General features: G+C 33.0%; 9 protein-coding genes and 1 pseudogene. 8 read left to right on the plus strand and 2 right to left on the minus strand.

All coding sequences use genetic code 11. The features are described 5' to 3' along the window. Positions 1–27: 27 nt before the first annotated feature. The 3 genes and pseudogenes from AASI_RS09025 to AASI_RS07505 form a co-directional block, all read left to right on the plus strand. Positions 28–686: pseudogene (locus AASI_RS09025) on the plus strand (IS5 family transposase); the annotation flags it as partial. An 85-nt stretch (positions 687–771) separates the two neighbouring features. Continuing rightward, on the plus strand, positions 772–1,596 hold the full coding sequence (locus tag AASI_RS01295; RefSeq protein WP_012472462.1) for an IS982-like element ISCaa5 family transposase: 825 nt from the start codon (positions 772–774) through the stop codon (positions 1,594–1,596). A gap of 773 nt (positions 1,597–2,369) precedes the next feature. Further along, positions 2,370–2,774: a helix-turn-helix domain-containing protein gene (locus tag AASI_RS07505; RefSeq protein WP_012472463.1), complete on the plus strand. Its 405-nt coding sequence runs from the start codon at positions 2,370–2,372 to the stop codon at positions 2,772–2,774. A 1,311-nt stretch (positions 2,775–4,085) separates the two neighbouring features. Here the strand turns inward: AASI_RS07505 and rho are convergent. Next, the gene (gene rho / locus AASI_RS01305) at positions 4,086–5,624 is read right to left on the minus strand and encodes a transcription termination factor Rho (protein WP_012472465.1); all 1,539 of its coding nucleotides are present in this window, start codon (positions 5,622–5,624) and stop codon (positions 4,086–4,088) included. Between the two features lie 412 nt (positions 5,625–6,036). Here rho and serS point away from each other — a divergent pair, with 412 nt between their 5' ends. The 3 genes from serS (at position 6,037) to obgE (ending at position 9,006) form a co-directional block, all read left to right on the plus strand. After that, positions 6,037–7,308 carry a serine--tRNA ligase gene (gene serS, locus AASI_RS01310; RefSeq protein ID WP_044282946.1) on the plus strand — a complete coding sequence of 424 codons (1,272 nt, stop codon included), beginning with the start codon at positions 6,037–6,039 and terminating at the stop codon, positions 7,306–7,308. Between the two features lie 76 nt (positions 7,309–7,384). Beyond that, a complete protein-coding gene (locus AASI_RS01315) occupies positions 7,385–7,966 on the plus strand; it encodes an adenylate kinase (protein ID WP_012472467.1) in 582 nt (193 codons plus the stop codon). A gap of 35 nt (positions 7,967–8,001) precedes the next feature. After that, positions 8,002–9,006, plus strand: a complete 1,005-nt coding sequence (obgE, locus tag AASI_RS01320) for a GTPase ObgE (RefSeq protein WP_012472468.1) — start codon at positions 8,002–8,004, stop codon at positions 9,004–9,006. A 528-nt stretch (positions 9,007–9,534) separates the two neighbouring features. Here obgE and AASI_RS07510 read toward each other — a convergent pair. Next, positions 9,535–10,083, minus strand: coding sequence for an SRPBCC family protein (locus AASI_RS07510; RefSeq protein ID WP_012472469.1), 549 nt, complete (start codon positions 10,081–10,083; stop codon positions 9,535–9,537). 821 nt (positions 10,084–10,904) lie between these two features. On the opposite strand from AASI_RS07510, the gene AASI_RS01330 reads away from it, so the two are divergent. Together AASI_RS01330 and AASI_RS01335 are read left to right on the plus strand one after the other, a co-directional pair. Next, entirely contained in the window at positions 10,905–11,315 is a 411-nt protein-coding gene (locus AASI_RS01330; RefSeq protein WP_012472470.1) for a helix-turn-helix domain-containing protein, read from the plus strand. Between the two features lie 739 nt (positions 11,316–12,054). Beyond that, the gene (locus tag AASI_RS01335; protein ID WP_202943303.1) at positions 12,055–13,797 is read left to right on the plus strand and encodes an ABC transporter ATP-binding protein; all 1,743 of its coding nucleotides are present in this window, start codon (positions 12,055–12,057) and stop codon (positions 13,795–13,797) included. The last annotated feature ends 348 nt before the right edge of the window (positions 13,798–14,145 follow it).

The following is a 14,145-nucleotide window of genomic DNA, read 5'->3' on the forward strand; positions in this document are numbered from 1 at the left end:
TTTTAACTATAAAACTAGGATTTTGCTATGCGACGTTGTGCATTAACAGACCATCAGTGGGAGAAGATAAAGGATTTATGAGCTGGGCGAGTGGAAACAGCAGGCCCGACATCCAAAGATAACAGGCTTTTTGTAGATGGAGTGTTATATCGTTATCGAGCGGGTACATGCTGGCTTGATTTACCAGAGCGCTTTGGAGGCTTTAGAGTCATCCCATTTGCATCATTCAAGATGTAGCAAGAAAGGGGTATGGGAGAGCGTATTCGAAGCCTTATCAAAGGATGGAGATAATGCCTATCATATAATTAATACTACCATCGTTAGGGCTCATCAACATAGAGCAGGAGCTAAAAAAAGTCATGATCAACAAGCAATCGGGCGTAGTGCATGGGGGTGAGTACGAAATTCATGTACTTGCTGATGGTAAAGGTAGGCCCATTGCCTTTCACTTAACAGCTGGCAAGACGCATGATTTGCAAGGAGCCAATGCTTTGCTGGAAAGGGTAAATGCTGGTATTTTATTGGCCGATAGGGCATATAATGCTAAAGAGCGTGTTGTAGATAAGCTAAAGGCTAACAATTGTTTAGCTGTGATACCACTCAAACCAAATGCTAGAGACAAGCCGAAATATGATAAGCAATTGTATAGAGCAAGGCACTTAATAGAGAACTTTTTTGCTTACATAACCTAAGTTGCTAGTAATAGATAAGGCAAAGAGTAAAAAACCTCCGATCTTGTTTTTGTCTTAAACCAATAAATCGGAGGTCATTATGATTGAAAAATCAATAGCAATATACTCATTTATTGATACTTTACTCAAGTATTTACATCATCAAGAAGATAAAAAAAGGAAGTTGTCGGATGCAGAAGTACTCACAACAGCTATCATCTCAGCCTTATACTTTGGCGGACATCTTGACAAAGCTCGATCGTTTATGCATTCCACTAAGCTTATCCCTAACATGCTCGATAAAAGTAGGTACAATCGCCGCTTGCATGCTATAGGAGAAGAGATAACTTCGCTCTTTTTAGAAATAGGCACTTTAATCAAGCAAGTAGCCACTTGTAAGGACTTTGTATTGGATTCATTTCCTGTGCCTGTGTGCGATAACATACGTATTAGCAGATGTAAACTATTACAAAGTGAAGCTTACAGAGGCTACAAAGCCTCTATGCGCCGTTACTTTTATGGCATTAAAGTGCAGCTTATTACTACTGATTGTAGTATTCCGGTCGAATTCTCAATAGTAGCTGGCAGCCAAGCGGATGTAAAAGGATTGCACCAACTGCCCTTTTCTATGCCTGCTGGTAGTGCACTTTATGCTGACTCGGCTTATACTAACTACCATCTAGAAGATATGCTGGCTGATGATAGGATTAAGCTTTATTCTCAGCGTAAATCTAATGCTCATCGAAAGGATACGCCTTCTCTGGCTTATCTCAAAGAGCGCATGCGAAAAGTGATAGAGACCAGCATTAGTGGCATTAAAGGCCTTTTCTTAAAGAAGATTCATGCTGTTACCTTCCAAGGCTTTCTGATCAAAATACTCTTGTTCTTGCTAGCTTTTCAAATCAACAAAGCTTTTCTTATCTAGCAACTTAGGTTATTTAAGGCAATATAGAACTATAGCTACACGTTATGATAAGCTAGCGGCCAACTTTCTAGGAGGCATCTAGCTAGCTTCCATTATCATTTGGTCTATTTAATGACACGGCCTAAATATTGTATTAAAATATTATTATGGGTTATGGTAAAAGCTTATCCCCACAGGTATGATATAATCTACGCCATGTCCTTTAAGCATATTAGTTTTAAAAGCAGACAACCACTACACTTCCCTACTAGGTTAAAGCGTATTTAAGTAACAATTATAAATTGCTGTAAAGCTAGTACTTACTTAGGCAATTTAAAGCAGATTAGAAATAGTAGCTGAATCAAAAAGAAGAATTAAGACAACCTATAAAAAATATAAATACTGGCTTGTGGCTTCCAATATAGACTATATAATACCTACAACTAGCTTGAACTTATATGTTAACCAGTGAAATAAAATAGTGTATAGAAGGACCTGATTGCAAAAATTTATTAAAAAAAAGCAAATTTTTACAACTAAATGCTTACTTTTATAAGTACTAATATAGAACTTATAAAAGTAAGCAGAAGATTTCCAAAAAATTATATAAATATTTATAATAACATATTAAGTAAATTTTAAATTATATCTAACGAATGCAATTTAAGAAAAATTTACAGTTACGTAAAATATAAGTCATAAATGTTTTGCAAAAAAAATTAAAGTTAGATGTAATATTGAATAATTTTAATGAAAGTATATACTCGGATGTTTAAATTCCAGTTTTGTTTCTTATGAGTCATAGAGGCCAAATAATAGAAAAAATTATACGGAGAAGTGGTTATTCTATTACACGTCTAGCTAAGAAATTAGGTATAAGCCGTAATACTCTTTATAATAGATTCGAGAATGCAAATCTAGGCTACCGTTTTATTATGGAAGTAGGGAATATAATTCACTATGACTTTACAATAGATTTTCCAGAAATGAAGGAAGAAATTGAATTAATGGGAGATACTCCTATTCGTTCTTTTGATAGAGAAACAGCTGAGCGCTGGAAAGCCGAAAGCAAGTATATTTTGTTACTTGAAAAGTATACTAAATTACTAGGTATGCTAGCTAAATTAGCTAATGAGAATACTTTAACAACTCTCAAGAAAGAGATCTTAGATTTTATAGAAAAAGAAGAAAAACTGTAATTGAAGTGTGCTCTATTTAATAGCTTTTTCTTTTATCATTTCTATTAAGATTATAATCTCTGTATATTACAAAACAACATTCAGCCTGCATATTTAAGGTAAATAATAACCAAATAATTCACGTTGTCATTAATAGTTAAGGGTAAAAAACAACCTTTAATTCTATAAAGAGTAAAAGCTATAAAACGAGGATTACTAGTTTTGAAAATCAACACGTGTTTATTGATGATTTATTAAAGTGTTTTACATCGATAAAAAATAAAAAGGGAATTGCCCTATGCAGAAATGTTGCCAACAGCCTATCATAGCAGCTCTATACTTTGGTAAATATCTTGACAAAATACATGCGTTCATGCATACAACTATTTTGGAGAAACTATTTACAATTGTCGTTTGCATGTTATAGATAAAGGAAAAACTAACTATTTCACTTTTTAGAAACAAACCACTTTAAATAAATGTGTGGACTGCTGTTGTGAGCTTGTCTCTTAATTCTTCTCTTATAGATACTAGATTTAGTAGGTGTAAACTGTTAAGAAGCAACACTTATCAAAATTGATAAGTGAGCATACAACGCTACTCTTATGATAACAAAGTACAATATACTTCTTTCGAGACCTATTACTTAACCGTATTTAAATAGGTCTATATCTAGATTTTATGGGATTTCAGAAGAAATCTAATGGTATATTACCAATAAATAACATTCCTGTTGAATTCTTAGTAGTTGCTACTAATCAGGTAGATGGAAGGAATTTATAGCAACTTTCTTTTTCTATGTCTATTGGAAGTATACTATATGTTGACACTGCTTATATTATACTAACTATCTAATAGAAGATATGTTGGCTGATAAAAGAATTGAGCTTTGTTCACAACAAAAAGCTAGTTCTCATAGTAAGGATGCTATTTGTTTGGCTTTTTCAAAAAAGCATATAAATATTAGGGAATTTATATACAGCCAATCATATAGTCTATATATTAAAATCTTTATTTCAGCTATATGACTTCTTTACCAAAAAATTATAAATGGGTACGCGTTCACGGGTCTGCCAATACTAGAAATACGTTATTTTAAGTACAAAGAAGCACTTGGTTGCTAAGAATAAAACACGAGATAACTATAAAATTAGCCGTATACTAACCATCAACAATAGTTTTTATAGCTAGTTGCTAAATAAAACATGTATTTTTAGCTCATTTTAAAGGTAGTACGCCCGCAAACACACGCATAAATGGTTAAAAAAAATTAGGCCCTCTATAATAGTAGAGAGCCTAATTTGTCAAACAGTACTGTATATTATATAGTGCTTATGTATCACTCATAGAAGCTAAAAATTCCTCATTGTTTCTGGTTCCTCTCATTTTACCTAATAAGAATTCCATAGCTTCAATAGAAGTCATATCTGCCATAAATTTACGTAAAATCCAAACACGTGACAGAACTTCTTTGTCCATTAGTAAGTCTTCTCTACGTGTACCAGAAGCAGGAACATCCATAGCAGGATAGATACGTCTATTAGCAAGCTTTCTATCGAGTTGCAGCTCCATATTACCAGTACCCTTAAATTCTTCAAAGATTACTTCATCCATTTTTGAACCTGTATCAATAAGTGCAGTAGCCAGAATAGTAAGAGATCCCCCCTCTTCTACATTACGTGCAGCACCAAAAAATCTCTTAGGATTATATAATGCATGAGCATCTACCCCACCTGACAGAATCTTACCTGAAGACGGAATAACAATGTTATAAGCACGTGCTAAACGTGTAATAGAGTCAAGCAGTATTACTACATCATGACCACACTCTACCATACGCTTAGCCTTTTCTAACACCATACTAGCAACCTTAGTCTGACGTTCGGCTTGTTCATCAAAAGTAGAGGCAATAACCTCTGCATTAACGCTTCTAGACATATCCGTTACTTCTTCTGGGCGCTCGCCTATAAGTAGTACGATAAGGTATACTTCTGGATGGTTAGCAGCAATGGCATTGGCTATTTCTTTAAGCAGAACAGTTTTTCCAGTTTTTGGAGGTGCCACAATCATACCTCGCTGTCCTTTTCCAATTGGTGCAAACAGATTTAATATTCTGGTTGAATACTGAGTTGGACCATTATCTAATCTTAATCGTTCTTGAGCAAAAAGTGGCGTCAAGTATTCAAAAGAAACTCTATCTCTGATTTCTTCAGTAGTTCTACCATTTACAGTCTCTACTTTGAGCAAAGCAAAATACTTTTCTCCCTCTTTAGGTGACCTTACAGCACCTTTAACAGTATCTCCCGTTTTAAGGCCAAATAGTTTAATCTGTGAAGGGGATACATAGATATCATCAGGACTAGCCAAATAATTATAATCCGCAGATCTAAGAAAACCATATCCGTCTTGCATTATTTCTAATACACCTTCACTATCTATAGCAATATCTAAATTAACAGCATTGGGAGTAGTGTTTCTGTTTCTCCTAATATGACCATTATTACCCCTTGAACTCATTGGCTGTCCAGGATTGGTATTTGTGGCATTGTTTGTCGTCTTAGCAGGAGTAGATGGAGAGTTACTAGGTTCAACATTAGTAGCCACACTATTTTTTTCGTTAATACCCTGTGTACTATTGTTAGAAGCTACAACATTAGAACGCTTTTCTATAGCAGGTTTTTCTGTAGCAGGTTTTTCTACTACTACCTTTCTTTCTGGTAGCTGTGACTCTGGTATTAATGCTTGCTGATCTAAGATTTTGTAAATTAACCCCTGTTTATCAAGCTTTTTGTAATTTTTAATTTTTAAAGTCTCTGCAATGTCTCTTAATTCTGAAAGCAACAGAGCATCAAGTTCATCTATATTGTACATAATCAAAATTATAATGTAAATATTCAAAGAAAAGGACCATTTTAGTAAGCCTAAATTAAATTGTGTCCAAATTCACCGAAATGTAATGATTTATTTTTATCGAAATGATTACCTGGAACTTCAAGAGGTAATACGAACGGTATATAGTTATGGTATATATAACATATAAAATACTAATCCTACAATCATGTATATCTATGAGGCAGTATTATTATTAATGCACTACAATGATATGTTATTAATAGACCATTGTCAAGAATTATCTACTATTTTAAGAGAAACTTTAAAATTTTAACACCAAGATGACGTAATTTAGACACTTATAGGAGGTTGATTAAATATAAAATCAGTTTTATCATTCCCATAAGTATCCATATTTTTGCATGGCTATATAAAAATAAAAAATTTAAGTATGTTAGAGATTAATTATATACAAGAAAATAAAACTAGTGTTATTGCTAAATTGCACAAAAGACATCTTTATAATGCTGCGGATCTAATAGAAAATATTTTAACTATTAATCAGCAAAGAAAAGAAACCCAATTAGCACTTGACACAACTTCATCACAAGTTAATCAACTCACCAAACAAATAGAACAATTACTACAAGAAGGTAAAAAGCAAGAAATAGAATCTATCAAATCACAAAGTAAAGTTTTAAAAGCAAGTGTTAAGGAACTTGAATTACAATTAAATACCTATAAAGAAACTTTACAACAGAAATTAGATGAGCTTCCTAATTTACCACATGATAATGTACCCATAGGAAAAGATAGTACTTCAAATGAAATAGTTTATCAAGTTGAATCTATTCCTGAACATACTGCACAATTAATTCCTCATTGGGAACTGATTACTACCTATAATATTATTGATTTTGAATTAGGAAATAAGTTAACAGGTGCTGGGTTTCCAGTATATAAAGGAAAAGGAGCTAGACTACAAAGAGCTCTAATTAATTTTTTTCTTGATGAAGCTAGAAAAGCTGGCTATGAAGAAATACAGCCTCCTATACTTGTTAATAAAGCCAGTGCATATGGTACTGGACAGCTGCCTGATAAAGAAGGACAAATGTATGAATTAGCCAATGAACCTTTATATTTAATTCCTACTGCTGAAGTGCCTGTTACAAACTTATATAGAGATCAAATTCTTAGCAAAGATGTGCTACCTATTAGGCATGTAGCTTATACACCTTGTTTTAGAAGAGAGGCTGGTTCTTGGGGTAGCCATGTAAGGGGTTTAAATCGTTTACATCAATTTGATAAGGTGGAAATTGTAGAAATAAGCTTACCAGAGCTTTCTTATCAAGCTTTAGAAACTATGCGTAGATATGTTGAAAGCCTAGTACAGAAATTGGAACTTCCTTATAGAGTATTAAAGCTATGCAGTGGAGATTTAGGATTTGCATCAGCATTTACTTATGATATAGAAGTTTTCTCTGTAGGACAAAATCGTTGGTTAGAAGTAAGTTCTATTAGCAATTATGATACCTACCAAGCAAATCGTATGCAATTACGTTATAAAGACAATGGACATAACCGCCTTTTACATACTTTAAACGGAAGTGCCATAGCCTTACCAAGAATTATGGCAGCTTTATTAGAGTTAAACTTTACAGAAGGTAAGATTAAGATCCCACATGCACTCACAAAGTATACAGATTTTGAGTATATTAGTTAAATATTTGTTCATAACTTAGGATAAAAATTTAAATATCATTACTTTGCATAAGTTAGTTTAATTAAAAAGTATAAAAATGGCCAATATTGTATTATTAGGCCCTCCCGGCGCAGGTAAAGGAACACAGAGTGAAAGAATAGTCAGTCAGTATAACTTAACGCCTATTGTACCTGGTAATTTAATGCGTGAACACATTAATCAGGATACATCAGTAGGGAGGCTGCTCTCCAATTATATTAATGAAGGCATGCTAGCACCTCATAAAGTGGTTATGGACTTAGTAGAGGAACAAGTAAAAGCCCAAAAGCATGGCTTTAAATTTTTATTTGATGGCTTTCCACGTGCTATAGCCCAAGCTATTTCACTAGATGAGTTACTTCCAAAACATGGCCACCAACTAGATGCGGTCATTTTTTTAGATGTACCTGATGAAATAGTAAAAGAAAGAATCAGGGATAGGGCAAAAGTATCGGGTCGTGTAGATGACCAAAGTGATGAAAAAATAGCCACAAGACTAGAAATTTATCACAGCGAGACATTACCAGTAGTAGATTATTACGAAAAGCAAAATAAGCTTTACCGAGTCGAAGGTATGGGGCCTGTAGAAGATGTGTTTGAAAGAATAATACAAGTAATTAATCCACTTTATCATAAGTAAACTTTTTATACTAAAAATAATTATAAATAAAGTACGTGGCTTCTTTTGACTTTATTGATGAGGTAAAAAAATATGTACAGGCTGGGCATGGTGGCCCAGGAGTCGTGCATTTTAGAAGGGAAAAATTTGTACCTAAAGGAGGACCAGATGGTGGCGATGGCGGAAAAGGTGGAGATATCATCTTAAAGGGTAATAAGCAGTTATCTACATTATTACACCTTAAATATAGGAAACACATTGTGGCCGAAGATGGGAAGTCTGGAGAAGGTGGATGTCGTACGGGAGCTGATGGTACAAGTATAATTTTAGAAGTACCTTTAGGAACTGTAGCTAAAGATATTGATTCAGGGAATATACTTGTAGATATTACTGAAGACGGTCAACAAACTATATTGCTGCATGGTGGTAGAGGTGGACAAGGAAACGTACATTTCAAAACTCCTACACAACAAGCCCCCCGACACGCACAACCAGGTGAGTCAGGAGAAGAAGGTTGGATTAAATTAGAATTAAAGCTGCTTGCTGAAGTAGGCCTAGTGGGATTTCCAAATGCTGGAAAGTCTACACTTTTAGCATCTATTTCAGCTGCAAAGCCTAAAATAGCTAATTATCCATTTACAACTCTAGTACCTCAGCTAGGTGTAGTAGCCTACCGAGAAGGACATTCGTTTGTACTGGCCGACATGCCTGGAATTATAGAGGGTGCTTCGATGGGAAAAGGATTAGGAACAAGATTTTTAAAACATATAGAAAGAAACCGAGTCTTAGTACTAATGATATCTGCTGATGATACCGCTAACATAGTACAAACATATACTAGCCTACTTAAAGAGCTCAAATCCTACAGCGAAGACCTTTTTAAAAAACCACGTATACTAGTTATATCTAAGCTTGATCTAATTGGTGCGGAAGAAAAGGTAACAATAAAAAAATTGTTACCTAAACAAATAGATTGTGTCTTTATTTCGTCAGTAACGGGAGAAGGGTTACAAAAATTCAAAGATAAGATATGGAAATTGTTACACCCAGAACTCAAATAACTACATTTTACATATAGTTATAATACTTATCTACAGCTTTTCAAGTAGATCACCTAAACTCAAAGTAAGTCTACATATACAAGGTTTCTATTACTTACTTTTACTAGCCAATAAAGCCATAGCTTATAGTAATATATTGACTTTATTTTTCATTTTTACAAAGTCCATACACCATAAACTATCATTGGTAAATAGATTCAGATAACGTATCCGTTCATGGGTCTACTATCTTTAAAATGGGCCAAAAACATATATTTATTTGGCAACTAGCTATAAAAATTATTATTGATAGTTAGTATATGGTTGGTTTTATAGTTGCTACGTATTTTATTCTTAACAACCAAGTGTTTTCTTATACTTAAAATAACGTGTTTCTAGCATTGCCAGACCCGTGAACGTGTACCAGATAACTCTACTTAACTTACACTAAAGGAAGAATATTATTGCCTAAGCAATATATAGTTAGGTAAATTTAGCCTGTCTATAAAGCTAATTGTTTTATATGCTAAGCAAGCGACTAGCTTAGTATTACTTCATATAACTTTGCTCTGCATGTTTTTTCAATTGTTGTAGACCTTTCGCATAATCTCTTTTCAGAGCTGGCTTAAATATTAGGGACATATATTTATACAATATATTTCTTCCTATTTGGCTATTAAACGTCCAAGTTACCGTTGTCTTATTATGCTCTTGTTCTTCAAAATCCCAACTTGCCTTAGTAATGCCATCCCATCCTGCAAACTTTAAAACCGTTTGAATATGTTTGTTAGGTACACTTTTAACAATTTCTTGAGAACCTTTGCCTACTTTAGGATTTTTACTATCCCATAACATTTTGCAGCCAACACCTGATTCTGGACCCTCATAATTAATATATATGTTAGCATCTTTCTGTTGCCAGGGCGACCAATTGCTCCATTGCCTTAAACTATTTACCTCATTAAAAACAATATTAATTGGCGTATCAATGATAATAGATTCTTTTACTTGGTAATTAGATGGTAAAAATAAACCCACTATAAGTGCAAACACGAATGTACTTATTAATGCTATAAATGTATATTTTATTAGTTTCATATATTATAAATCTGTATTTAATTTATTATTAACTCTTATTAGCCATGTATACCTTAATATAATGTTGTAATTTTCAATATAAAATGATGCAATCTAAGTAAACTTTGTAAGTAGTATGGTAATTCAGTATATATTAAAATCCAACTTTCTTATATACTTGACACATTCTATAAATTTTTTAATTCACATACTTAAAAGTAATCTAAACATAATCAATAGATCAAGATAATGCTCATATTTTAGACAAATAATTCTATAATTATAACCTATATTACAACTAATCATCATTTCCTTTTTGCTCGCCTGTCGAATCAGTATAATATATGTCGTTGTTAACTTGAGATAATTTTTACCATTAATTGGGGCTAATGGTAGACTCTCTATAGCAAATTCAATAATACTGATCTATGTCTGCCAACAAACTATCTAACAGATTTCTAAATGCTTGCTTAGCTTGTCTTTTTTTATAACAATAGATATTTCCTGTATACTTTTAAAGTATAAACAACTACGTTAAGTTAGCCATATAAGCACTTCTCTAAAAAACAAAAGTCATACACAAGTCAGTTTATATTTACCAATTAAGTCTTATATAAGGAAGGAAGAGGGAAATATAACAACAATAGTCTAGCAATAAAGTAAAATACATTATTATAATCTAACAATACATAATCACATCCATCAATTTATATACATATAATTTACAATTAAACATATATGTATTATAAATATCACAAATGAATACTTATATATAAAAGTTATACACAAACAACTACAAATCGCTTTATTAGATAGGCATTTAATGTTGATTCTTGCCTTTTATGATACATAGAGGACATATAGTAGAAAAAATTGTTAGAAAGAGTGGATACTCTCTTACCAAGTTAGCTGAAAAGCTAGGAATAAGCCGAAATACGCTTTATAATAGGTTCGATAATGCAAATTTAGGTTATCGTTTTATTATGGATGTGGGGAATATTATACACTACGATTTTACCCTCGATTTCCCTGAAATAAAAAAAGAATCTAGCTTAATTGGTGACTATTCAATGGTTGTTCCAAAAAGGGAAGATAGGGCAGCAGATTTATGGAGGATAGAAGGAAAATATACACACTTACTTGAAAAATACACAAAATTATTAGGTATACTTGTTAAAATAGCAAATGAGAACGAACTCCATACGCTCAAAAAGGAAATAGTAAATTTATTAGAAAAGGAAACAAGAGGATAAGTACATAAGCATTATTAATAGACCCGCTGCGAAACACTCAATAGCTAGAATTACTAAATATTTAAAGTAAAAACTTACTATTTTACAAAACAAAAAAACGGCTTTTTTACGTTTCAAATAGAGATCTTATTTCTCAATTATTTTGTGATTTTTTACCTTTTATTATAATATTGATTTCGCAGCGGGTCTAGTTATATACACTATAGCTATTGATTGCCCAGCGATTATGAGTATAGTTAAAGATGTATCATAATTTTATTAGTATCATAATTTTATTAGTATCATAATTTTATTAGTATCATAACTATATGCATATTCTCTATATGATTTGTTTATAGAATAAACTATTCCTTCTTCTTGGTAATAATACAATGATCTTCATCTATCCTACTAAATTTTGCATTCCCTTGCATAATGGCCCCTGTATCAAATGTGTATTGTAATGCCCATACTCCTTGTATAGTTTCAAAAACGTATACCCTATAAAGATCTTTTTTATATACATAGTAGATTATGAATAAGTTATAATAAATTTGCCACTATTTCTTATACATAAATAGCTTTGTAGGTTTTGTGTTTAAGGCAAATAAAAATTTATGGTAGATTCTTATTTTTACTCGTCCAAGTTAGATTGTACAAGCAAAAACTAAATAGATATTTTTTAAGTCTTTATTAATCTATATTAATTACTACTATGAAAAAGCCGCTTGCCAGCTCCTTTTTACAGTTATTACTTTACATGCGCCCTTTTCGCAGGATATATCTTTCTGCGACTTTATATTCTTTTCTAAATAAATTATTTGATCTCATGCCAGAGATATTGCTAGGTATTGCTGTAAACACAGTAGTAGCTAGGGAACAATCATGGCTAGCCAATTTAGGTTTTTGTGACCTTAAGATACAGCTTATCTTGCTGGGCTTAATGACAATGGTTGCCTATGGGCTAGAATCATTATCTGAATATTTATTTTCTATCCGATGGTGGAATCTTGCTCAAATTGTACAACATAATTTTAGAATGCAAGCCTTTGAACATGTTCAAAAAAGTACTATCACTTCTTTTTCTAAACAAAAAACAGGAAATCTTCTTTCTATTCTCAACGATGATATCAACCAGCTTGAAAGATTTTTAGAAGAGGGTATAGATAAAATTATTGAGGTTATTGGTACTAGTATCTTTGTAGGTAGTATCTTCTTTTTCCTCGCGCCTCAAATAGCAATATTTGTTGTTATTCCTATCCCAATTATTATATACAGTACCTTTCGGTTTCAAAAAAAGCTAAGTCCATATTACCTAAATATAAGGGAAAAAGCAGGGCTTGTAGGTGCTTTTCTAGCAAACAGCCTATTAGGGTTATTAGCAACAAAAAGTTTAGTAGCCGAACAACTTGAAAAAAAGAAACTAGAAAAAGCTAGTATGGCTTATAAAGATGCTAGCTTCAATGCTATCCGTTGGGGAGCACTTTTGGTCCCTATCATACGCTTTGTTATATTGTCAGGTATCTTAGTAACCTTAATTTATGGGGGTAAATTAACGATAGAACAAAAGTTAGATGTAGGTGTTTACAGTATTCTTATATTCCTTACACAACGGTTACTTTGGCCTTTTACAGAAATAGCAGATATCATGATTAATTTCCAGCGCGTAATGGCTTCTACCCAGCGCCTGTTAAATTTATTTGAATTACCAACCGAAAACTCCCCTGATAATATAGTGCCCATTAAAGGAAGAATTACATTTGATGATGTTAGTTTTTCTTATCATAATCATACACCTAGTTTGCATAACCTTACCTTTGCAACAGAACCCGGACAGCATATAGCCTTCGTAGGTGCCACAGGAGCTGGTAAATCCACCTTATTACATCTGCTATTAGGGTTTTACCTACCTACTTCAGGTAAAATTTTCTTTGATAATAAAGAAATCCGAGAACTTTCTCTTCCAGGCTTAAGGAAACAGTTAGGTTTTGTAAGCCAAGAACCCTTTCTTTTTGAAGGTACTATAGCTGAGAATATTAGCTATGGTTATGTAGAAGCTACTCCTGAACAAATTATAGAAGCAGCAAAAAATGCAGCAGCACATGAGTTTATTATGAGGCTTCCAGAAGGGTACGACACAATAATTGGAGAACGTGGCCAGAACCTGTCAGGAGGGCAAAAACAACGCCTTGCTATTGCAAGAGCTATTGTACGTAATCCAACTATTCTTATTCTAGATGAAGCGACTTCTTCGGTTGATAATGCTACTGAATTGGCCATTCAAAGGTCATTATCTAAGATTGGGCAAGGAAGGACAATGATACTTATTGCTCATCGACTTTCTATGGTTAAACATGCCGATAAAATCTTTGTATTAAAGAAGGGATCAATTGCAGAGCAAGGAACACATGAAGAATTGCTCCAGCATGATAATGTGTATGCTAATCTTTGGAAGCTACAAATGGGCGAAACATTAACACATCCTGAACTGATTATTGATTAAGGTACCATTAAATTTTTTAGAATATGTACAAGTGCAGCTAGATTTTTATTAGTATATACTGTTTGTGTATATCTAGCTGTACTTGGCTAATTAAATAACCAAACAAACTGTAAAGAAGAACCTAAAAGCATTTTTGAGCTCGCACAACCTGCTGTATAATGAGTTCTATTTTAACTGTCAAATGTATCTGTTCACAGGTCTGTACAGAAAAAATTACTTCTTTTAACTAGGAACGGAATCTTCGCCTATAGAGCACCGGCTACTAACCATAAATTGCATATATACCAACCATAGACAACCATTTGTCAGTTGGTTGGCAAATGGAATTGGTATCTTCTACTAATTCTA

Origin of the sequence: Candidatus Amoebophilus asiaticus 5a2, assembly GCF_000020565.1 — a bacterium.
Classification (GTDB): Bacteria; Bacteroidota; Bacteroidia; order Cytophagales; family Amoebophilaceae; genus Amoebophilus; species Amoebophilus asiaticus.

What these genes read in the sequence shown, in the direction of transcription:
- AASI_RS01295 (WP_012472462.1), top strand. Translation starts at nt 772, where the DNA reads ATGATTGAAAAATCAATAGCAATATACTCATTTATTGATACTTTACTC.
- AASI_RS07505 (WP_012472463.1), top strand. Translation starts at nt 2,370, where the DNA reads ATGAGTCATAGAGGCCAAATAATAGAAAAAATTATACGGAGAAGTGGT.
- AASI_RS01330 (WP_012472470.1), top strand. Translation starts at nt 10,905, where the DNA reads ATGATACATAGAGGACATATAGTAGAAAAAATTGTTAGAAAGAGTGGA.
- serS (WP_044282946.1), top strand. Translation starts at nt 6,037, where the DNA reads ATGTTAGAGATTAATTATATACAAGAAAATAAAACTAGTGTTATTGCT.
- AASI_RS07510 (WP_012472469.1), bottom strand. Translation starts at nt 10,083, where the DNA reads ATGAAACTAATAAAATATACATTTATAGCATTAATAAGTACATTCGTG.
- AASI_RS01315 (WP_012472467.1), top strand. Translation starts at nt 7,385, where the DNA reads ATGGCCAATATTGTATTATTAGGCCCTCCCGGCGCAGGTAAAGGAACA.
- rho (WP_012472465.1), bottom strand. Translation starts at nt 5,624, where the DNA reads ATGTACAATATAGATGAACTTGATGCTCTGTTGCTTTCAGAATTAAGA.
- AASI_RS01335 (WP_202943303.1), top strand. Translation starts at nt 12,055, where the DNA reads ATGCGCCCTTTTCGCAGGATATATCTTTCTGCGACTTTATATTCTTTT.